23 protein-coding genes are annotated in these 21,124 nt (G+C 50.5%); 9 read left to right on the forward strand and 14 right to left on the reverse strand.

Annotation, left to right across the window (positions count from 1 at the left end):
* Positions 1-2: 2 nt before the first annotated feature.
* Both rstB and rstA read right to left on the reverse strand, forming a co-directional pair.
* Positions 3-1,304: a two-component system sensor histidine kinase RstB gene (rstB, locus tag EAS44_RS12705; RefSeq protein ID WP_000732519.1), complete on the reverse strand. Its 1,302-nt coding sequence runs from the start codon at positions 1,302-1,304 to the stop codon at positions 3-5.
* Between the two features lie 3 nt (positions 1,305-1,307).
* Positions 1,308-2,027, reverse strand: coding sequence for a two-component system response regulator RstA (rstA, locus tag EAS44_RS12710; protein WP_001296091.1), 720 nt, complete (start codon positions 2,025-2,027; stop codon positions 1,308-1,310).
* Between the two features lie 128 nt (positions 2,028-2,155).
* Here rstA and ydgC point away from each other — a divergent pair, with 128 nt between their 5' ends.
* Positions 2,156-2,491: a GlpM family protein gene (gene ydgC / locus EAS44_RS12715; RefSeq protein ID WP_000524859.1), complete on the forward strand. Its 336-nt coding sequence runs from the start codon at positions 2,156-2,158 to the stop codon at positions 2,489-2,491.
* Here the strand turns inward: ydgC and folM are convergent.
* From folM to ydgH, 3 genes are all read right to left on the reverse strand, one after another.
* Positions 2,488-3,210, reverse strand: coding sequence for a dihydromonapterin reductase (folM, locus tag EAS44_RS12720; protein ID WP_000520811.1), 723 nt, complete (start codon positions 3,208-3,210; stop codon positions 2,488-2,490). The two genes, ydgC and folM, sit on opposite strands and share 4 nt — an antisense overlap.
* 36 nt (positions 3,211-3,246) lie before the next feature.
* A complete protein-coding gene (ydgI, locus tag EAS44_RS12725) occupies positions 3,247-4,629 on the reverse strand; it encodes an amino acid permease (RefSeq protein WP_000412387.1) in 1,383 nt (460 codons plus the stop codon).
* A gap of 185 nt (positions 4,630-4,814) precedes the next feature.
* Positions 4,815-5,759, reverse strand: coding sequence for a DUF1471 family protein YdgH (ydgH, locus tag EAS44_RS12730; RefSeq protein WP_000769322.1), 945 nt, complete (start codon positions 5,757-5,759; stop codon positions 4,815-4,817).
* A 523-nt stretch (positions 5,760-6,282) separates the two neighbouring features.
* Here ydgH and pntA point away from each other — a divergent pair.
* Both pntA and pntB read left to right on the forward strand, forming a co-directional pair.
* Positions 6,283-7,815: a Re/Si-specific NAD(P)(+) transhydrogenase subunit alpha gene (gene pntA / locus EAS44_RS12735; RefSeq protein ID WP_001298661.1), complete on the forward strand. Its 1,533-nt coding sequence runs from the start codon at positions 6,283-6,285 to the stop codon at positions 7,813-7,815.
* 10 nt (positions 7,816-7,825) lie between these two features.
* Positions 7,826-9,214 (forward strand): Re/Si-specific NAD(P)(+) transhydrogenase subunit beta, encoded by a 1,389-nt coding sequence (gene pntB, locus EAS44_RS12740; protein WP_000014036.1) that lies wholly within the window; start codon positions 7,826-7,828, stop codon positions 9,212-9,214.
* Positions 9,215-9,238: 24 nt separating this feature from the next.
* Here the strand turns inward: pntB and tqsA are convergent, their stop codons facing one another.
* Entirely contained in the window at positions 9,239-10,273 is a 1,035-nt protein-coding gene (gene tqsA / locus EAS44_RS12745; RefSeq protein WP_001118215.1) for an AI-2 transporter TqsA, read from the reverse strand.
* A gap of 410 nt (positions 10,274-10,683) precedes the next feature.
* Here tqsA and mdtJ point away from each other — a divergent pair, with 410 nt between their 5' ends.
* Both mdtJ and mdtI read left to right on the forward strand, forming a co-directional pair.
* Positions 10,684-11,049 carry a multidrug/spermidine efflux SMR transporter subunit MdtJ gene (gene mdtJ, locus EAS44_RS12755; protein ID WP_000276149.1) on the forward strand — a complete coding sequence of 122 codons (366 nt, stop codon included), beginning with the start codon at positions 10,684-10,686 and terminating at the stop codon, positions 11,047-11,049.
* Entirely contained in the window at positions 11,036-11,365 is a 330-nt protein-coding gene (gene mdtI / locus EAS44_RS12760; protein WP_000046661.1) for a multidrug/spermidine efflux SMR transporter subunit MdtI, read from the forward strand. Before mdtJ ends, mdtI begins: the two co-directional genes overlap by 14 nt.
* A gap of 38 nt (positions 11,366-11,403) precedes the next feature.
* On the opposite strand, the gene ydgD is transcribed toward mdtI, so the two are convergent.
* The 3 genes from ydgD to asr all read right to left on the reverse strand — a co-directional run bounded on the left by ydgD (position 11,404) and on the right by asr (position 12,809).
* Positions 11,404-12,225, reverse strand: a complete 822-nt coding sequence (gene ydgD, locus EAS44_RS12765) for a trypsin-like serine peptidase (RefSeq protein ID WP_001260849.1) — start codon at positions 12,223-12,225, stop codon at positions 11,404-11,406.
* A 99-nt stretch (positions 12,226-12,324) separates the two neighbouring features.
* The gene (locus tag EAS44_RS12770; protein WP_000233090.1) at positions 12,325-12,408 is read right to left on the reverse strand and encodes a hypothetical protein; all 84 of its coding nucleotides are present in this window, start codon (positions 12,406-12,408) and stop codon (positions 12,325-12,327) included.
* Between the two features lie 92 nt (positions 12,409-12,500).
* On the reverse strand, positions 12,501-12,809 hold the full coding sequence (gene asr, locus EAS44_RS12775; RefSeq protein WP_001362115.1) for an acid resistance repetitive basic protein Asr: 309 nt from the start codon (positions 12,807-12,809) through the stop codon (positions 12,501-12,503).
* 303 nt (positions 12,810-13,112) lie between these two features.
* On the opposite strand from asr, the gene EAS44_RS25880 reads away from it, so the two are divergent.
* On the forward strand, positions 13,113-13,184 hold the full coding sequence (locus tag EAS44_RS25880) for a hypothetical protein (protein WP_211114082.1): 72 nt from the start codon (positions 13,113-13,115) through the stop codon (positions 13,182-13,184).
* 49 nt (positions 13,185-13,233) lie between these two features.
* Here EAS44_RS25880 and ynfM read toward each other — a convergent pair whose 3' ends face one another.
* Positions 13,234-14,487 (reverse strand): MFS transporter, encoded by a 1,254-nt coding sequence (gene ynfM / locus EAS44_RS12780; RefSeq protein ID WP_000091856.1) that lies wholly within the window; start codon positions 14,485-14,487, stop codon positions 13,234-13,236.
* A gap of 106 nt (positions 14,488-14,593) precedes the next feature.
* Between ynfM and ynfL the strand changes: the two genes are divergently transcribed.
* The 3 genes from ynfL (at position 14,594) to bioD (ending at position 17,662) form a co-directional block, all read left to right on the forward strand.
* Positions 14,594-15,487: a LysR family transcriptional regulator gene (gene ynfL, locus EAS44_RS12785; protein ID WP_001047547.1), complete on the forward strand. Its 894-nt coding sequence runs from the start codon at positions 14,594-14,596 to the stop codon at positions 15,485-15,487.
* 134 nt (positions 15,488-15,621) lie between these two features.
* Complete coding sequence (mlc, locus tag EAS44_RS12790) at positions 15,622-16,842, forward strand: sugar metabolism global transcriptional regulator Mlc (RefSeq protein ID WP_000225276.1); 1,221 nt, start codon at positions 15,622-15,624, stop codon at positions 16,840-16,842.
* A 124-nt stretch (positions 16,843-16,966) separates the two neighbouring features.
* Entirely contained in the window at positions 16,967-17,662 is a 696-nt protein-coding gene (gene bioD, locus EAS44_RS12795) for a dethiobiotin synthase (protein WP_000919226.1), read from the forward strand.
* On the opposite strand, the gene clcB is transcribed toward bioD, so the two are convergent.
* From clcB to ynfG, 4 genes are all read right to left on the reverse strand, one after another.
* On the reverse strand, positions 17,615-18,832 hold the full coding sequence (gene clcB / locus EAS44_RS12800) for a voltage-gated ClC-type chloride channel ClcB (RefSeq protein WP_071526779.1): 1,218 nt from the start codon (positions 18,830-18,832) through the stop codon (positions 17,615-17,617). The two genes, bioD and clcB, sit on opposite strands and share 48 nt — an antisense overlap.
* A gap of 160 nt (positions 18,833-18,992) precedes the next feature.
* A complete protein-coding gene (gene dmsD, locus EAS44_RS12805; protein ID WP_000148695.1) occupies positions 18,993-19,607 on the reverse strand; it encodes a Tat proofreading chaperone DmsD in 615 nt (204 codons plus the stop codon).
* Between the two features lie 42 nt (positions 19,608-19,649).
* Positions 19,650-20,504, reverse strand: coding sequence for a selenate reductase membrane anchor subunit YnfH (gene ynfH, locus EAS44_RS12810; RefSeq protein ID WP_000526507.1), 855 nt, complete (start codon positions 20,502-20,504; stop codon positions 19,650-19,652).
* A 1-nt stretch (position 20,505) separates the two neighbouring features.
* A complete protein-coding gene (ynfG, locus tag EAS44_RS12815; protein ID WP_000213028.1) occupies positions 20,506-21,123 on the reverse strand; it encodes a DMSO reductase like molybdoenzyme iron-sulfur subunit YnfG in 618 nt (205 codons plus the stop codon).
* Position 21,124 lies beyond the last annotated feature (1 nt).

Genomic DNA, 21,124 nt, shown 5'->3' on the forward strand with positions numbered 1-21,124 from the left:
TGTCAGGCAGAGGTAAATTGCGGGATGTTATGCCATAACGGCCAGCTGAACGAGAAGCGGGCACCACCCAGTTCGCTGGTGTCACAATTAACCGTACCGCCCATTGCCAGTGCTATAGAGTGGACAATGGCCAGCCCCAGCCCGCAGCCGCCGGTTGAGCGATCCCGGCTGGGATCGAGGCGAACAAAAGGTTCAAAGATATGTTCGCGGTTTTCTGGGGCAATCCCTGGGCCATCATCCTCAACAATTAATGTCGCTCTATTCCCCGACAGTAGCAGGCTGGTTTCAACCGTTGAGTGACAGTAGCGCAGGGCGTTATTGAGCAAATTATCCAGCACGCGCTCCATTAAGCGCATATCCAACGCAGCATAATGGCCTTGCGCGAGCGTTTTTATCCGTACCGTTTTATCGGGCGTTACTGCCTGAATATCTGCCAGATGCGTTGACAGCCACAACGGCAGGTCTGGTTCGCTAAGATGAAGCTCATTTTGTGGGCGGTCGAGTCGGGCATAAGTCAGCAGCTCTTCAATTAAAGCTTCAAGTTGACTGATATCGCGATTCAACGCCTGGGATTCGGCGGCGCTCAGGTTATCGCTCATCTCCAGTCGATAACGCAGGCGCACTAACGGTGTTCGCAGTTCGTGAGCGATACCGTCAATAAGCTGTTTTTTGCTGGCAATCAAGGCGTTGATATTGTCCGCCATCTGGTTAAATGCGACGCCAAGTCGTTCAAAGCTCGAACCTTCATCAAAGTGGATACGCTCACTGAGATGCCCATCGCCAAATCGTTGCGCCGCTGCTTCCAGTTTTAACATATCCTGCCAGTGCGGACGCATCCAGATAAACACCGGAAAGGCGAGGGAAATGGCAATAAAAGCGATCAGGGCGATATCCAGCAATCGCATCTGATGGAGGTAATAAAGATAAGGAACAGGACCAACTGCCAGCACGTAGTGGCTGCGCGGGATACGTTGCAAAAAAGTGTACTGATCGTCCAGAGCGACAATTTCGCCGCCACGCAGCCGGTGCATGGAAATATCATCAAGATGGTATTTACTCAGTGGCTCGACACGCAGATCGAAAGAGAGATTTAAATCCATCTCTTTCAGCGTCTTACCCCAGTCGTGTGGGGGGATCTCACGCAATTCGCTGCGCATCAGATACAGCGAACTGTTCATCAAATCATCCAGCGACTGTTTGCCTGCGCGTTCGGCGGTAAATTTGTACACCAGCCCGACCAGCAGAGACATCACAAGGAAGCAGACAAACAATAACAGGTAAAACTGGATAAACAGTTTTTTCATCGCTTATTCCCACGCATGAGGCGCAAAAAGATAGCCTTTGTTACGCACGGTTTTAATACGATAAGGTTCTGCGGCGTTATCGAGCAGTTTTTTTCTTAACCGCGAAATAGCCACGTCCACGCTACGATCCAGTCCGTCATAACTGACGCCGCGTAAATTTTTCAGCAATGCATCGCGGTCCATGATTTGCCCGGCATGGGTAGCTAATTCCCACAATAATTCGAAATCAGCTGTCGAGAGCGAGATTTCAGTGTTAGCCAGGGAGACTACGCGGTTGATGGGATCGATGGTCAACGTGCCGAAATGCAGGGCTTTGTAGGGAGTCAGAGACGTTTCCTGAATACCTTTGGTCACTGTGGCTTGCTCATTCTGACGCAAATGCAAGCGTAAACGCGCTAGCAAAACAGCAGGGGGCGTCGTTTTGAGAATATAGTCGCAGGCGCCCATTTCCAGTGCCAGGATGTGGTTCATATCGCTATCGAGAGAGGTTAGAAGAACAATCGGTCCGGACCACTTTGCGCGTAAATCACGACAAATGGTCATGCCGTCCTTGCCTGGTAGCATGATGTCGAGTAACACCAAATCCGGATTTTCTCGCAGAATAGTTTCTTCGGCCCGGTCGCCGCGCGGCTCTACGGTAACCTGCATATCATGTTTTGCCAGGTATGCGGCAATCAGTGCACCGACTTCCGCATCATCTTCCACAAATACGATAGTGTTCATAACATTCACGGTAGATATAAAAACGTCACAATACACCGCACTGTTTTTACTTACTATCAATCGTTTCTAAACAAGGTTTCATCAGGTATTCTACTGATGACTTGTTATGGAAGTGTTAAGGTAAAAAGATGGGGCTGGTAATCAAAGCCGCGCTCGGTGCGCTGGTAGTGCTGTTGATTGGTGTTTTAGCAAAAACGAAAAATTATTATATCGCCGGGCTGATTCCACTTTTCCCGACCTTTGCGCTTATCGCGCATTATATTGTTGCCAGCGAACGCGGCATTGAAGCCTTACGCGCAACCATCATTTTTAGTATGTGGCCGATTATTCCCTATTTTGTTTACCTGGCGGCGCTATGGTATTTCACCGGAATGATGCGCTTGCCCGCTGCTTTTGTTGGTTCTGTTGCGTGCTGGGGAATAAGCGCATGGGTGTTGATTATATGCTGGATAAAGCTGCATTAACGCAGATGACGACCGCCATCAAGAGGGAAACTGCGTCCGGTGACAAAGCAGCTGGTAAGTAAGTAATCGACCAGGTCGATCACTTCTTTCTCGCCAGGCGCTGTTTTCATCAGTGATTTATTCAGCGCCTGTTGTCGATATTCAGCATCATCATGTTCATTAAACAGGATCAGCGATGGCGCAATAGAATTCACTTTCACTTCCGGTGCCAGCTTGCGGGCAAACGAGCGGGTCATATTATCCAGTGCCGCTTTGCTTGCAGCATACGCAATATGTTTGTCGCTACCGCGCTCCACCACATAATCGGTAAAGTGAATGATATCGCTGGCGGCGTGTCCGTGCCCACGCAGTAATCTTTCCAGAGCATGGTTGAGCAGGTATGGGGTATTAACGTGGATCTGCATCATGCAAGCCAGTACATCGGTCAGTGGCGCTCCCGGTTTTTCCGCCATCCACGCGCTGGCGTTATGCAAAATAGCACGCAGACCATGGGTGCTTTTTAGTACTTCATCGGCAAACGCCATCACACCGTCGTTGGTCGAAAAATCAGCCTGAATACACTGCGCACCTGCCTTAATCAGTCCATCAATGGCGGGATAGTGCGTCCGATAGCTGACAATCACCGGTTGCTTTTGATTAATGAAATGCCATGCGAGGGCGAGGCCGATGCGGCGACCTCCGCCAGTAATTAATATTGGCAAGGACTGGGTTTTACCCATCGTTATCTCCTTTGCTATCCAACGATGGGATGAACGTTATCCCACCAGCATCCAGGTCGCCGGAACTGAGGCAATTAACAGCATGCCAATCAGCACCATTTCCTGACGGTTCAGTACATTATCATGTGTATGCGTTTTACGCGCGTACAGGAAAACCAGCAGCCCCGGCGCATACAGAACAACGGATAACAGCAAGTGCATTGGACCAGAGGCGTACAGTAACCATAAGCCATAAATGCAGGCACCGACACCTACCGCCTTATGCAGTGGACGGGTTGCGATTTTCAGCAAGAACGCGCCGACCAGGAAATAGGGCACCAGAATCATTTCTGAGGCGATGGTCAGCAATGTGTTGTAATCGGAACCGGTCAGCCAGATGAGCACCAGACAAATTTGCACGCAGATGTTGGTCAGCCACAGTGAAGCGGATGGCGCAGCTTGTGCGTTCTGGCGCGCAAAAATGCGCGGGAATGCTTTATGAGTGGCTGCAAGGAACGGAACTTCTGCTGCCATGATGGTCCAGCTTAAGTACGCGCCGCAAACGGAAACGATCAAACCGGCAGCGATGATGATTTCGCCCCACGGTCCCATCATTTCCACCATCAGACCGGCCATTGACGGGTTACGAATTTCAGCCAGTTCAGGACGTGCCACCACGCCCAGCGAAAGCAGCGTTACCAGCAAATAAACGCCCAGAGCGGAGAGAACCGCCAGCAGTGTCGCTTTGCCAACATCACGCTTATTACGCGCACGCGCAGAAACAACCACGGCACCTTCCACACCAATGAAAACCCACAGGGTGATCAGCATGGTGTTTTTCACCTGTTCCCACACGGGTACGCCAAGTGCAAGTCCGGTGAAGTCGAGCTTGAAGGTATCCAGTTTGAACATCATCATCGCCAGTACAACAAACAGACCCAGCGGCAACAGTTTTGCCAGTGTCGCCACCAGGTTAATGCTGGCAGCGGTTTGCACCCCGCGCAGGATCAAAAAGTGAACAATCCACAATAAAGTCGATGCACCGACGATCGATTGCCAGGTATTACCATCGCCAAACAGGCGCAATTCCGGCGTGTCCGTAAAAAAGCTTAACGCGGAAAAAACGATCACCAGATAGGAGACGTTGGCGATGACTGCGCACAGCCAGTATCCCCATGCGGAACAAAAGCCGATTAGCTCGCCAAACCCTTCGCGGGCATAGGTAAAGATACCGCCGTCAAGTTCGGGACGAATGCGCGTGAGGATCAGCATGGCAAAGGCCAGCAATAAAATGCCAGCGCCAGTAATACCCCAGCCGATGAGCAGTGCTGCCGGGCTGGCAACTGCCGCCATATTTTGCGGCAGACTGAAAACACCCGCGCCCAGCATTGAGCTTAATACCAGCGCGGTGAGTGCGCTCAGTCCCAGTTTCTTTTCCATCGATATCCAGTGATTAAAACGTGATAAGAAGAATAAATATTAGGGCAAAACGCATAAAAATGGAGTTTGCCACTGAAGCGCGGGATTTTACGAAGAGATGTGTCTGCATGCAATGGTCGCGGGGAAATTTGTGACTAAAAATGCGAAAGGCGGCATCAAGCCGCCTTATAGGAGTAACTGAATAGTTATTTATACAGATCTGCGCTGACGGTCAGGTTATTACCACGTTCCTGCCACTGGCGGGTGATGTGGTAATACTTAGCACCTTTCTTCGCGGCACGTTTCGCAACCTGATAGGAGACTTCGGTCATGTTGCCGTAGTTGCCAGAGAATTTGATGCTGTCGAACGGGACCATCATCGCTGCGGTCGCTTTGTTCAGTTCTTCGACTTTAGTGCCATCCGGGAGCGTGACGGTGTAACGCCCGCCTTTTGATGACTGGGTTTCAAAGAAGCGACCGACTTCAGAACTTGGTGATGCGGTAGTCGCAACACCCGGGATCTCAACTTTCTTCGCAGCTTCGCCACCGGCAGCCAGAGCTGCACGTCCTGCTTCGGAATCTGCCGGGATGACATCCGGGCTCTGGACGATACGTTTCTTAGCATCTTTTTTATAGATGAATGCAGTAATACGCTGGTTGCCGCCCTGGTTGGCATCGATTTGACGAACGATGTAGAAAGAGTAGGCACCTTTCGCTTTTGCTGCTTTGGTGATGGCATCATTGACTTCTGGCTGGCTACGATAGAAGCCCTGGACGGTGACCGTGTCAAACGGTTCAATCAGAACAGCCTGATCTTTCGGCAGTTCGACAACACCGTTAATTACGCGATTACTTGTTTCTTCTGCTTTTTCAGCATCGGCTTTATAGAGGTCAGCGACCACACGCCAGTTACCGCTGTTACCAAAATCAGAAGTGTCGACAACATAAAAAGAGGCGGCACCTTCTTTATCTGCGCGACGAGAAACGGCTTTCACCGCTTCGCCAATAGCATTAAAACGACCGGTAACCACTACACGGTCAAAAGGTTTAACCGCTGCCGCTTGCTCCGGTGTCAGTTCTGTTGCTGCGTTAACGGAGAATGCCGTAGCAGAAAGCAGTGCCGACGCCAGGAGGGTGTTCTTAAGCTTCATAAAAATAATCCTTCGCCTTGCGCAAACCAGGTACTGGTATTGTTATTAACGAGAAACGTGGCTGATTATTGCATTTAAACGGTGTAACTGTCTGCGTCATTTTTCATATCACATTCCTTAAACCAATTTTAATTCTGCTCAAATGACCGTCTATGCTTAAAAAACAGCCGTATCACCATCAATACTACTGAAGCAACTGAATTGTATAAGTTAATTTAATGTTAAGTAGTGATTTGTGCCGGGGCGATGTCTCGTTTTACCCGGCCGCCGAAGACAATTATCAGTCTTTATCCGGCGTTCTAAGGTGTTTATCCCACTATCACGGCTGAATCGTTAATATTTTGCGAGTTCACGCCGAAATACTGATTTTTGGCGCTAGATCACAGGCATAATTTTCAGTACGTTATAGGGCGTTTGTTACTAATTTATTTTAACGGAGTAACATTTAGCTCGTACATGAGCGGCTTGTGTGGCTCCTGACACAGGCAAACCATCATCAATAAAACCGATGGAAGGGAATATCATGCGAATTGGCATACCAAGAGAACGGTTAACCAATGAAACCCGTGTTGCAGCAACGCCAAAAACAGTGGAACAGCTGCTGAAACTGGGTTTTACCGTCGCGGTAGAGAGCGGCGCGGGTCAACTGGCAAGTTTTGACGATAAAGCGTTTGTGCAAGCGGGCGCTGAAATTGTAGAAGGGAATAGCGTCTGGCAGTCAGAGATCATTCTGAAGGTCAATGCGCCGTTAGATGATGAAATTGCGTTACTGAATCCTGGGACAACGCTGGTGAGTTTTATCTGGCCTGCGCAGAATCCGGAATTAATGCAAAAACTTGCGGAACGTAACGTGACCGTGATGGCGATGGACTCTGTGCCGCGTATCTCACGCGCACAATCGCTGGACGCACTAAGCTCGATGGCGAATATCGCCGGTTATCGCGCCATTGTTGAAGCGGCACATGAATTTGGGCGCTTCTTTACCGGACAAATCACTGCGGCCGGGAAAGTGCCACCGGCAAAAGTGATGGTGATTGGTGCCGGTGTCGCAGGTCTGGCCGCCATTGGCGCAGCAAACAGTCTCGGCGCGATTGTGCGTGCATTCGACACCCGCCCGGAAGTGAAAGAACAAGTTCAAAGTATGGGCGCAGAATTCCTCGAGCTGGATTTTAAAGAGGAAGCGGGCAGCGGCGATGGCTATGCCAAAGTGATGTCGGACGCGTTCATCAAAGCGGAAATGGAACTCTTTGCCGCCCAGGCAAAAGAGGTCGATATCATTGTCACCACCGCGCTTATTCCAGGCAAACCAGCGCCGAAGCTAATTACCCGTGAAATGGTTGACTCCATGAAGGCGGGCAGTGTGATTGTCGACCTGGCAGCCCAAAACGGCGGCAACTGTGAATACACCGTGCCGGGTGAAATCTTCACTACGGAAAATGGTGTCAAAGTAATTGGTTACACCGATCTTCCGGGCCGTCTGCCGACGCAATCCTCACAGCTTTACGGCACTAACCTCGTTAATCTGCTGAAACTGTTGTGCAAAGAGAAAGACGGCAACATCACTGTGGATTTTGATGATGTGGTGATTCGTGGCGTGACCGTGATCCGTGCGGGCGAAATTACCTGGCCGGCACCGCCGATTCAGGTATCAGCTCAGCCGCAGGCGGCACAAAAAGCGGCACCGGAAGTGAAAACTGAGGAAAAATGTGCCTGCTCACCGTGGCGTAAATACGCGTTGATGGCGTTGGCAATCATCCTTTTCGGCTGGATGGCAAGCGTTGCGCCAAAAGAGTTCCTTGGACACTTCACTGTGTTCGCGCTGGCCTGCGTTGTCGGTTATTACGTGGTGTGGAATGTATCGCACGCGCTGCATACACCGTTGATGTCGGTCACCAACGCGATTTCAGGGATTATTGTTGTCGGAGCACTGTTGCAGATTGGCCAGGGCGGCTGGGTTAGCTTCCTTAGTTTTATCGCGGTGCTTATAGCCAGCATTAATATTTTCGGTGGCTTCACCGTGACTCAGCGCATGCTGAAAATGTTCCGCAAAAATTAAGGGGTAACATATGTCTGGAGGATTAGTTACAGCTGCATACATTGTTGCCGCGATCCTGTTTATCTTCAGTCTGGCCGGGCTTTCGAAACATGAAACGTCTCGCCAGGGTAACAATTTCGGTATCGCCGGGATGGCGATTGCGTTAATCGCAACCATTTTTGGACCGGATACGGGTAATGTTGGCTGGATCTTGCTGGCGATGGTTATTGGTGGGGCAATTGGTATCCGTCTGGCGAAGAAAGTTGAAATGACCGAAATGCCAGAACTGGTGGCGATCCTGCATAGCTTCGTGGGTCTGGCGGCAGTGCTGGTTGGCTTTAACAGCTATCTGCATCATGACGCGGGAATGGCACCGATTCTGGTCAATATTCACCTGACGGAAGTGTTCCTCGGTATCTTCATCGGGGCGGTAACGTTTACGGGTTCGGTGGTGGCGTTCGGCAAACTGTGTGGCAAGATTTCGTCTAAACCGTTGATGCTGCCAAACCGTCACAAAATGAACCTGGCAGCTCTGGTCGTTTCCTTCCTGCTACTGATTGTATTTGTTCGCACGGATAGCGTCGGCCTGCAAGTGCTGGCATTGCTGATAATGACCGCCATTGCGCTGGTATTCGGCTGGCATTTAGTCGCCTCCATCGGTGGTGCAGATATGCCAGTGGTGGTGTCGATGCTGAACTCGTACTCCGGCTGGGCGGCTGCGGCTGCGGGCTTTATGCTCAGCAACGACCTGCTGATTGTGACCGGTGCGCTGGTCGGTTCTTCGGGGGCTATCCTTTCTTACATTATGTGTAAGGCGATGAACCGTTCCTTTATCAGCGTTATTGCGGGTGGTTTCGGCACCGACGGCTCTTCTACTGGTGATGATCAGGAAGTGGGCGAGCACCGCGAAATCACCGCAGAAGAGACAGCGGAACTGCTGAAAAACTCCCATTCAGTGATCATTACTCCGGGGTACGGCATGGCAGTTGCGCAGGCGCAATATCCTGTCGCTGAAATTACTGAGAAATTGCGCGCTCGTGGTATTAACGTGCGTTTCGGTATCCACCCGGTTGCGGGGCGTTTGCCTGGACATATGAACGTATTACTGGCTGAAGCAAAAGTACCGTATGACATCGTGCTGGAAATGGACGAGATCAACGATGACTTTGCTGATACCGATACCGTACTGGTGATTGGTGCTAACGATACGGTTAACCCGGCGGCGCAGGATGATCCGAAGAGTCCGATTGCTGGTATGCCTGTGCTGGAAGTGTGGAAAGCGCAGAACGTGATTGTCTTTAAACGTTCGATGAACACTGGCTATGCTGGTGTGCAAAACCCGCTGTTCTTCAAGGAAAACACCCACATGCTGTTTGGTGACGCCAAAGCCAGCGTGGATGCAATCCTGAAAGCTCTGTAACCCTGACGGCCTCTGCGGAGGCCGTCACTCTTTATTGAGATCGCTTAACAGAACGGCGATGCTTTGACCTCCCGCTGTTTGTTCAAGCGCAATTTTGACAATAATTGTCAACGGCACGGAAAGCAGCATACCCACCGGTCCTAACAACCATCCCCAAAAAATCAACGACAAAAATACCACCAATGTGGAAAGCCCCAGCCCACGCCCCATGATGCGTGGCTCCAGAATATTGCCGAAGACCAGATTAATCAGCAGATATCCCGCCAGCACCAGCAACGCTTCGTAGAAGCCATTAAACACCAGTACCTGAGCGATAGGGGGGATTGCCGCGAGAACTGAACCAATATTCGGGATGTAATTAAGCGCAAAGGCCAGCAATCCCCAGACAAAAGCGAAGCGAACATCGAGTGCGGCGAGCATCGCCCAGGCGACCAGGCCGGTGATGATGCTGATGGCTGTTTTCAGCACCAGATAATGAGACACACTGTCAATCGCACGCTGAATCGCCGCCATCCCTTCAACCGGACGCGCCATCATTTGCTGAAATTTTCCGGGCAATTGTGGCACTTCGAGCAACATAAACAGCACCGTCAGCAGCAATAAAAATATTGATGACATGGCATTAGATAACTGCGTCAATAAGTTGGTGAGCAACGTCATCGCCGCGTTCGGATCAATGTAATGCGCCAGTTGGTCAACTGAGACATCAATCCCTACGCGTTGCAACAACGGTTCAATCGCTTGCAGCGGCGTCATAATAGAGTTGCGATATTGCGGTAACGTCCGCGTCAACTCATTGAGCGCGGAACCCAGATAAGCTAACAGCAACACCATCGCCATCACGATGATGGTCATCAAAATTGACACTGCCAGTACACGCGGCACACGCCAGCGGACCATGTGTTGCACCAGCGGGTTAAGAATAACAGCAATAAATAATGCGAGAATAAACGGCACGATGATCTCGGCGGCAAAACGGATACCGCAGAGAATAATGACCAGCATTCCCAACATAATGACGATTTTTAGGCCATTGAGCGTGATGATCGGCTTTGCCATGCTTGTCCCCGTTTTTTCTTCTTTGCTAATAATAATGTCTTTTCCGCTCCGTCATCATAACGAAAATCAAACCGCTCAGGTAAAGAAGTGAAAATATTTTGAGTTAATTCTTAAGCTGTGATACAAATCAGGCGTGTTCAACTACCGAGGACAATTATCATCCGCGAGGACGAGAAGCAACACTGCGGATAATTGTAATATTATGGACAATTTGTTCAGGACGTTATTTTCTACATTTACCCATCTTCGTACCTCATCCACTATCTTGCTCGTAGGTGAGCAGCACTGGCGCAACGCGCTTTAGTCCTTTCTTCTGCCTAAGCTTGCGCTATGCGCGGGGCTTGATCACTTTACTTTGGTTTCGCTGAATTAAGCGAAAATTAAAATAATTCTCTTGCAGGAGAAGGATAATGTATATTTATTGGATTTTATTAGGTCTGGCTATTGCTACGGAAATTACCGGTACGCTGTCAATGAAATGGGCGAGCGTCAGTGAGGGAAATGGCGGCTTTATTTTAATGCTGGTGATGATTTCTCTGTCGTATATATTTCTCTCTTTCGCCGTTAAAAAAATCGCCTTAGGCGTAGCTTATGCGCTGTGGGAAGGTATCGGTATTTTATTTATTACCTTGTTTAGCGTTTTGTTATTCGACGAAAGTTTATCGCTGATGAAAATTGCCGGGTTAACCACCCTGGTGGCCGGGATTGTGTTGATCAAGTCAGGTACCCGTAAAGCGCGTAAACCTGAACTGGAGGTGAACCATGGCGCAGTTTGAATGGGTTCACGCCGCCTGGCTGGCATTGGCAATCGTGCTGGAAATCGTTGCTAACGTCTTTTTGAAATTTTCTGACGGCTTTCGTCGCAAAATATTTGGCTTGCTCTCTCTGGCGGCGGTGCTGGCTGCCTTTAGTGCGCTTTCTCAGGCCGTTAAAGGGATCGACTTGTCTGTCGCTTATGCATTGTGGGGCGGGTTTGGTATTGCCGCCACGTTAGCCGCAGGTTGGATCTTGTTTGGTCAAAGGTTAAATCGTAAAGGCTGGATTGGCCTGGTGCTGCTGTTGGCTGGAATGATCATGGTGAAACTTGCCTGATGAACACGCTGCCCGCGCTGTCGGGCAGCGTTTGAACATTATTTTTGCGACAGTTGATCCAGCTTGTCGCGAAAACCGGTAACAGAAATGGCCCGGTTATCGGCGCGCCAGCGATCTTTCGCGGCAGGAGCCGAGCTTTGCACCCCAATTAATTGCCAGCCGTCATCGGTATGCAACATCAGAGGCGAACCGCTGTCACCCGGCAAGGTATCGCACTGATGCGACATCACCGACGTTTGCGCCCAGCCAGTCACTTCACAGTTTTGATGACTGTACAACGTATCGAGATGATCTTCAGGGTAGCCCGCCTGAGTCACTTTACGACCAGCCGCTTTTAATGCGGCGGTAAGCGCGGCTTTATCTCCCTCAAATAACGGCAACGGTGTAATGCCAGAAGGGGGATTACGTAGCACAATCAAACCGAAGTCCCAGGGCGCAGCTGCGGGAGGTACAATCCAGCCATCCCCATCTGCTTTTAACCGCTTTCCCAGTGTCGGATCAACGCGGCCTTCTATGTCGTGGATCTCATAGCGCCAAAGACCTTTATTTGACACGAAACGCAGCGCTACCGCTTTATCGGCTTTACCCTTTGGCGGCGTCAATAAACAGTGTCCTGCCGTTAATGCCAGATTGGGTGCAATCAGCGTCGCCGTACATAAATTGCCGCTGGCCGTTTCCAGTTGGCCAACCGCATCCCACGGTGATTGGGTCGTGTCATTCACTGGCACACGATCATCATGACCAAAAAACAGGGTGCTGACCTCATCGTTTGCCGATTTGGCAACGTCTGGTTTATCTGCAAACACAAAAGCAGACGTCAAACTAATTGCACCCAACACTACAGCAATGGTTGTACGCATATCACACTCTGGTGGGTAATTATGATTATTAAAAGCAAACCCTCATAAATACTATAGACGGGACGGGATGAAAGTGGGAGTAAAATCAGATAACTACGATCAGGAAAGATAAAAACGGGCGGCAATCAGTGCGCATAAAATAAGGATGATAAGAATGAACTCAAAGCGATAACGGCCCACCATACTACCCTCCGCTAAAGGCGGTGCTAAACGTTACCCGCTTAGCACCGTAATTTTCAGGCGCGAGGGGGCGCGCCAGCATTACTGTTGAAAACTTACGCTGCGGGTTGTGCAGCAGGTTTTGCCGGTTGCTGATGGCTGTGTTTCTTGGCGTGTTTCTTCGCTGCCTGCGCTTTTTGTTCAGGAGCTTTCTGTTCAGCTTTGGCATTTTTATGATGCTTTTTAGCCGCCTGCGCTTTCTGGGCAGGTGCTGCTTTATGCTGTTTTTTATGATGTGTGGTTTTCGCAGGCGCTGCTTTGGTGGTCGTCGCAGTCGGAGCAGGTGTGGTCGCAGTCTCTGCAGCAAAGGCAGCAGAAGACAGACCCATAGCAGCGGCAACAACCAGAGCTAATACTTTTTTCATTGTCATACCCTCAATTTGTTTTTTCATTTAACCCCACTGCGGGGCCGTTGAAATAACTATATCCCTGGGAATGGCAGACTTCCGTGAGTGGTTGGTTTCAGCGTGTAACGATATGTACAAACGCTGAATAAATTACAGCGTTGATAATAACGTATTGTGACTTAAGGAAAATTTAGCTACCAATAATAGTAGTCTTGATCGTGTTAACTATTTTACTACTTACAAAGCGGTAGAATAACTGCGCATCAGTAATAAATGACACACAGCAAAATGAATCCGTTTATTTGGGTACTTATAATCCTGATGACGCTAGATGCGCTGCGGGAATTGGCTGGCGCTTCGTCTATTTTAGGATGGCTATTAACGTTGGTTTGAGCAGGCAATAAGTCCGGACGGGTATTTACCTCAGTCCGGACTTATTTTTTCAGGCGTGCAGACGATGATGCAAACGCGTCCCGACCAGCAGAGCAATGACCAGCATCAGAGCAATAAATGCGCCGACGCCGTTCCAGCCATAGTTATGCCAGAAAACACCACCCAGCGTCCCGGCAATACTCGACCCCAGATAGTAACTGAACAGATACAGCGAGGAGGCCTGGCCTTTAGCGCGTTTTGCGCGGGGGCCGATCCAGCTGCTGGCAACGGAGTGGGCTGCGAAGAATCCGGCTGAGAAGAGTAACATTCCGGCAAAGATCAGCCACAGCGAGCTGAATAAGGTCATCAGTAAACCAAACAGCATAACCCCCGTCGAAAACAACATCACCGGACCGCGTCCATAGCGGGTGGTCATGGTTCCGGCTTTGGGTGAGCTCCATGTACCGGTCAAATAAGCCAGCGATAATAAGCCAACCACGGCCTGACTGACATGCCAGGGGGAAAGCATCAACCTATAGCCGATGTAATTAAACAGCGTGACGAACGACCCCATCAGCAAAAAGCCTTCTGCGAACAATAACGGTAATCCCCGGTCACGCCAGTGCAGACGAAAGTTGATGAATAACGTCTTAGGGCGCAGCGAAGTCGGGCGAAAATGGCGTGATTCAGGGAGGATTTTCCAGAACATCAACGCCGAGGCCAACGCGAAACAACCGATTGCCGCCAGAGCAATTCGCCAGTTAAAAAAGTCCGTGAAGACACCGCTAATTAAGCGTCCGCTCATGCCGCCAATTGAGTTGCCGCTGATATACAACCCCATTGAAAAGGCCACGAAACTGGGGTGGATTTCCTCGCTAAGATAAGTCATGCCAACGGCTGCCACGCCACTTAACGAAAGCCCAATCAAGGCGCGCATAATCAAAATGCCGTGCCAGCTGGTCATCATTGTCGAAAGTAACGTACAAATGGAGGCCAACAGTAGCGCCGTGACCATCACTGGTTTGCGACCAATGGCATCGGATAGCGGGCCAGTAAACAGCAAACCGATAGCCAACATCGCCGTTGAAATGGACAGTGAAATACTACTGTTCGCGGGCGTTAAGCCAAACTCTTGTGAAAGCACCGGAAGGATAGGTTGCACACAATAGAGAAGTGCGAAAGTTGCCAGTCCGGCAGAGAAAAGCGCCAGGGTGACGCGCATAAATTGCGGCGTACCGCGTTTAATAAATTGATTTGACTGAGAAATGCTTTGCTTGTCAGTGTCGCTTGCCGGAGCGCCATCAACAGTTGTAGTACGGCTCACTTGAAATCCTTGCTAAATATGCCTGTGGATCAGGCTTATGAATAGATTAGGAAAATCGAATTGTTCTGTCTAATATATTAATAATCTCAAATAAGATGTTTTAAATATGAATCTTGAACTTCGTCATCTGCGTTACTTTGTCGCTGTTGCAGAAGAGCTGCATTTCGGGCGTGCCGCTGCCCGCCTGAATATTTCGCAACCACCGCTAAGTCAGCAGATTCAGGCGCTGGAGCAACAAATTGGTGCCCGACTGCTGGCACGGACCAATCGCAGTGTATTGCTGACGGAAGCAGGAAAACAGTTTCTTGTAGATAGTCGGCAAATCCTGTCTATGGTGGATGATGCTGCCGCTCGCGCTGAAAGGCTGCATCAGGGCGAAGCGGGGGAGTTGCGCATTGGTTTTACTTCGTCCGCTCCTTTTATTCGGGCGGTGTCCGATACGTTATCGCTGTTTCGCCGTGATTATCCCGATGTCCATTTACAAACCCGCGAAATGAACACTCGCGAGCAAATCGCTCCGCTCATTGAAGGAACGCTGGATATGGGATTGCTGCGTAACACAGCGTTACCGGAGACGCTTGAACACGCAGTCATCGTCCATGAACCGCTTATGGCGATGATCCCGCACGATCATCCCCTGGCAAATAACCCGAGTGTAACGCTGGCTGAACTGGCGAAAGAACCCTTTGTCTTTTTTGATCCGCACGTCGGAACAGGGCTGTATGACGATATTCTCGGGCTGATGAGACGTTACAATTTGACGCCCGTCATCACTCAGGAGGTGGGTGAGGCAATGACCATCATCGGTCTGGTTTCCGCTGGTCTGGGTGTTTCAATTTTGCCTGCGTCATTTAAACGTGTTCAGCTCAACGAAATGCGCTGGGTGCCGATTGCTGAAGAGGATGCGGTTTCTGAAATGTGGTTGGTCTGGCCGAAACATCATGAACAAAGTCCGGCTGCGCGTAACTTTCGTATTCATCTGCTGAATGCTCTCAGGTGAGGGAAATTTCAGCGAAAAAGCCCGAAAAATGTGCTGTTAATCACATGCCTAAGTAAAAATTTGACGACACGTATTGAAGTGCTTCACCATAGCCTACAGATTATTTCGGAGCGCGAAAATATAGGGAGTATGCGGTGGTTGCTGAAAATCAGCCTGGGCACATTGATCAAATAAAGCAGACCAACGCGGGCGCGGTTTATCGCCTGATTGATCAGCTTGGTCCAGTCTCGCGTATCGATCTTTCCCGTCTGGCGCAACTGGCTCCTGCCAGTATCACTAAAATTGTCCGTGAGATGCTCGAAGCACACCTGGTGCAAGAGCTGGAAATCAAAGAAGCGGGGAACCGTGGCCGTCCGGCAGTGGGGCTGGTGGTTGAAACTGAAGCCTGGCACTATCTTTCTCTGCGCATTAGTCGCGGGGAGATTTTCCTTGCTTTGCGCGATCTGAGCAGCAAACTGGTAGTGGAGGAGTCGCAGGAACTGGCGTTAAAAGATGACTCGCCATTGCTGGATCGTATCATTTCCCATATCGATCAGTTTTTTATCCGCCACCAGAAAAAACTTGAGCGTCTGACTTCGATTGCCATAACCTTGCCGGGAATTATTGATACGGAAAATGGTATTGTACATCGCATGCCGTTCTACGAGGATGTAAAAGAGATGCCGCTCGGCGAGGCGCTGGAGCAGCATACCGGCGTACCGGTTTATATTCAGCATGATATCAGCGCATGGACGATGGCTGAGGCCTTGTTTGGTGCCTCACGCGGGGCGCGCGATGTGATTCAGGTGGTTATCGATCACAACGTGGGGGCGGGCGTCATTACCGATGGTCATCTGCTACACGCAGGCAGCAGTAGCCTCGTGGAAATAGGCCACACACAGGTCGACCCGTATGGGAAACGCTGTTATTGCGGGAATCACGGTTGCCTCGAAACCATCGCCAGTGTGGACAGTATTCTTGAGCTGGCACAGCTGCGTCTCAATCAATCCATGAGCTCGATGTTACATGGACAACCGTTAACCGTGGACTCATTGTGTCAGGCGGCATTGCGCGGCGATCTACTGGCAAAAGACATCATTACCGGGGTAGGCGCGCATGTCGGTCGCATTCTTGCCATCATGGTGAATTTATTTAACCCACAAAAAATACTGATTGGCTCACCGTTAAGTAAAGCGGCAGATATCCTCTTCCCAGTTATCTCGGACAGCATCCGTCAGCAGGCCCTTCCTGCGTATAGTCAGCACATTAGCGTTGAGAGTACTCAGTTTTCTAACCAGGGCACGATGGCAGGCGCTGCGCTGGTAAAAGACGCGATGTATAACGGTTCTTTGTTGATTCGTCTGTTGCAGGGTTAACATTTTTTAACTGTTCTACCAAAATTTGCGCTATCTCAATTTGGGCCAGGAAAGCATAACTTAGACTTTCAAGGTTAATTATTTTCCTGGTTTATATTTGTGAAGCATAACGGTGGAGTTAGTGATGCTGAAGCGTTTCTTTATTACCGGTACAGACACTTCTGTAGGGAAAACGGTGGTTTCCCGCGCATTGCTACAAGCGTTAGCCTCCCAGGGAAAAACGGTTGCGGGATATAAACCCGTAGCGAAGGGGAGCAAAGAGACACCCGAAGGGCTGCGTAATAAAGATGCCCTGGTGTTGCAGAGTGTTTCAACCATCGAACTGCCTTATGAAGCAGTTAATCCTATCGCGTTAAGCGAAGAAGAAAGTAGCGTGGCGCACAGTTGCCCAATCAATTACACCCTCATTTCAAACGGCCTGGCAAACCTGACCGATAAAGTCGATCATGTCGTGGTAGAAGGGACTGGCGGCTGGCGCAGTCTGATGAATGATTTGCGTCCGCTCTCTGAATGGGTGGTGCAGGAACAACTGCCGGTGTTGATGGTTGTCGGTATTCAGGAAGGTTGCATTAACCATGCACTGCTAACAGCTCAGGCGATTGCCAACGACGGGCTGCCGCTCATTGGCTGGGTGGCTAACCGAATCAACCCAGGACTGGCGCATTATGCGGAAATCATTGATGTGCTCGGTAAAAAACTTCCGGCACCGCTCATTGGTGAACTGCCTTATCTGCCGCGCGCCGAACAGCGTGAACTGGGGCAATACATCCGCTTAGCTATGCTTCGCAGTGTGCTGGCGGTAGATAGAGTCACGGTGTAACGTCCGCGAAATTACCGACGCAATTACGCAGGCAATCAATAAACCGGGGAGTAGCTGATACTCCCCGGTCATTTCACATATCATCAACGTCGACATAATCGGCGCGTGCGTGGTCGCCGCCAACAGTGTCGCCATCCCTGTCAATCCGAGTAAAAGCGTAATTTCTTCGCCATCAGGTAACCATAATCCCAGGCTACGACCATACAACATGCCAATGGCAAGACCGATAAATAGCGTCGGTGTAAAGACACCACCGGGCGCGCCAGAACCACTACTCGCCAGCACGGCACACAGTTTACAGAGGAAGATCCCGGCAATGATCATTAACAGTGGCGGAGCGGTTAAAAAGGATTGTACGGTGCTATAGCCGTTGCCCCACACTGCAGGTGTGAACAGGGAAAGCAGACCCACGATCAACCCGCCCAGTGCCAGTTGCCAGGGCGGCGCAAGCTTGAGACTCACAAATCCACGATGACAGGCGTTCATTAACGTTAACAACAGTGGTCCGCTGTAGAGTAATGCGTCGCTATGATTAATAAGATTGCTAACCAGCAACGCCACGACGGCGGAAATAATCACCGGGCCGAGAGAGGCCAACATCATAGTGCCAAACAGCACTTCGGCTATAAATAAACTGCCAGCAAGCGGGGCGCGATAGGCCGCAGCCATTCCCGCCGCAGCTCCACAGGCGATCCATAATTTCCACTCCTGGCGTGGCGTAAGACGTTGGGCAAAACACGAGGCTGCAAGGGCAGCTAAAAGAATCATCGCACCTTCGCGACCAATTGCACTGCCGCTGGTTACTACCAGTAGAGAGGCAAGCGATTTAACCAGGCTTGCTGCGTAATCAAACTGACCATCGGTTTGCAACGCTTCCATGTAATCGGTCGGCGCATGAGGGCGTTGCTGGGTAAATTTCTGCCAGCCCATCAGCAACAAACCCGCCGCCAGTCCGCCGAGCGCCGGGGTTAGCAGCCGTCGCCACGGGGAAAGATTTGTCGCTGCATTGACCAGACTGCCGGAGTCATTATTGAGGAACAGCCACTCCAGTAGCAGCATCGCATGACGAAACCCGGCAACGGCAAAGGCCGCAAGAATACCGACGATTGTTGCGATAAGCAGACGGCGGAACATAGTGCGCAGATCCGGATAGATGTGTAGATGATGCATGAGCAGAAATGGGCAATGAAACACGGGCGACTATTTTGCGGCAAAAGAGGCCAGCCGCAAAAGCAGTGCGTGCTTTAAGAGATAAAAAAAACGTGACACTGTAACCTATTAATTGCCGAATTGCGTGTAATCGTCACCATCCGGCAATAATACGGTGATCCTATCGAAACAGCGGTTTAACCGCGACAGGAATCAACAGTTGTGATTGCCATTGCGCCAGCGTTAAGCGAGCGAGTTCACCCAGTGCACGGTAGAAAGGGTGTTCTGCTTTTTCGATAAAAACGTCAAGAAAACGTGTTGACCACGGAAAAAGGTGCCATGCCAGCAATTCTTCGCATTCTGTCTGGCGACCATTCTCCGCCAACCACGCAGCCATCAGCAGCAGTGAACCAAAATGATCTTCCGGTTCGTTTTGCTTCATTTCGAACTGAATGCCTTTCTCGCGCATCCACTGACGAAGTGCCAATGTTGAATCGCCAAACAGCACAGATTCGCGATCCAGCCAGACCGATCCCCACGGCGGAGACGGCAGTGCCCACGGGCCGACAAACAAACGCTGCCAGGCCTGGGCGTGAGTCTCTTCACTCTGTGTCTGAAAAGCCGTCACCAGCGGCGCTAATGACGCTTCTGGTAGAGGCCACTGAGTTTCCCAGCTGTCATTGGTGAGTACCGCAACCAGAGGTGCGGCTTCCGCACTCTCTGGAGCGTAATAAAACAGCGCGCCCAACACGCGCGCCGCGACAGAAAAATTATCTTGCTGTGAAAAATGGGTCATTCCTAACATCCTGAAATGTGCGGGTTGCCCCGCACCAATTTGTTAACCTGCAATAGCCATTCCTACCGTCATGTGCAGGCCATAAAAGAGCACACGCCCGATCATCTCACCGCCAAGAATGAGGATTAACCCCAGAACAAGTCCGGCAACGTGAGGTTCACGGCGACGAATGAGCGGACAAAGCCAGCATCCTAGACCTGCGCATAACAATACCACACGCCAGACCTGTAAGGAGGCGTAATCTGGTACCAGTGCGCTGGCTTGTTGTACGGATGAGTGAATAGACGCCAGAGACAAACCTTGCAGCACAATCAACCCGGCACAAGCGATCAGCGCCAGAATGCTAATGATGGCAAATGGTGTGGTATTAAATGTAACGCGGGCTGCACGTAGAATTGTGGCAGCAAGTATTGGACCGCTCAACAATACCGTCAGGAAGAAAGCCAGCGTAGTGTAACCGTTATGCCAGGTTGGCACAGTGTCGATTTGATACACGCAGGTCATCATCCAGACGAAAATGATGCCGAGCGCCATGCTGACAAGTAACCAGAGTTTCCCCAACGCTTGCGGCATTTTACCGATGACCGCCACCAGCCACCATAATCCGCCAACGGCAAAAAATATGGAACCGGCAGCAATCTCGTTACTCAGACCAGAAGCTCCGATTCTATTCAGCGAGTTAAACGCCCGCAGTGGCGATCCCAGGTGCATGACAGAGGCAATAAACCCGATGCCCATCAACAGCCAGAGGAAAAACATGCCACGAATAATGTGCTGACGGTCTGCGTTATTTTTGGCGGCGAACCAGCCAATTCCGCTAACAATCAGCGCGCCTACTACGCATTGACCCAATACGGTAAAGATAACCAGTGGCCATTCATGCCATCCATTTCCCATTTTACACTTCCTCCGGATTAGCCAGATAACCAGTGGTATCGCCGGTCGGGCGGCTGTTGGCGTTAGGTTTGATAACAATATTGGGTTTTGTGAAATGCGCGCGCGGCAGTGGCGCGACGGCAGCCAGAGTGCCGTGCTTCTGGCGCAATTCTTCAATTGGACCGAACTCAAGTGCACGCAGTGGGCAGGATTCGACACATATGGGTTGTTTCCCCTCGGCGACGCGCGAATAACAACCATCGCACTTCGTCATGTGCCCTTTTTCAGCATTGTACTGTGGCGCGCCGTACGGACAAGCCATGTGGCAGTAGCGGCAGCCGATACAAACATCTTCATCAACCACCACGAAACCATCTTCACGCTTATGCATTGCACCGCTGGGGCAGACTTTTGTACATGCGGGGTCATCGCAATGGTTACAGGAGATGGAGAGATAATAAGCGAACACGTTCTGGTGCCAGACGCCATTATCTTCCTGCCAGTCGCCGCCAGCATATTCATAAATACGGCGGAAACTGACTTCCGGGCCAAGATCTTTAAAATCTTTGCACGCCAGTTCGCAGGTTTTACAGCCAGTACAGCGGCTGGAATCGATAAAAAATCCATATTGTGTGGTCATG

Source organism: Escherichia coli DSM 30083 = JCM 1649 = ATCC 11775 (assembly GCF_003697165.2).
GTDB lineage: Bacteria > Pseudomonadota > Gammaproteobacteria > Enterobacterales > Enterobacteriaceae > Escherichia > Escherichia coli.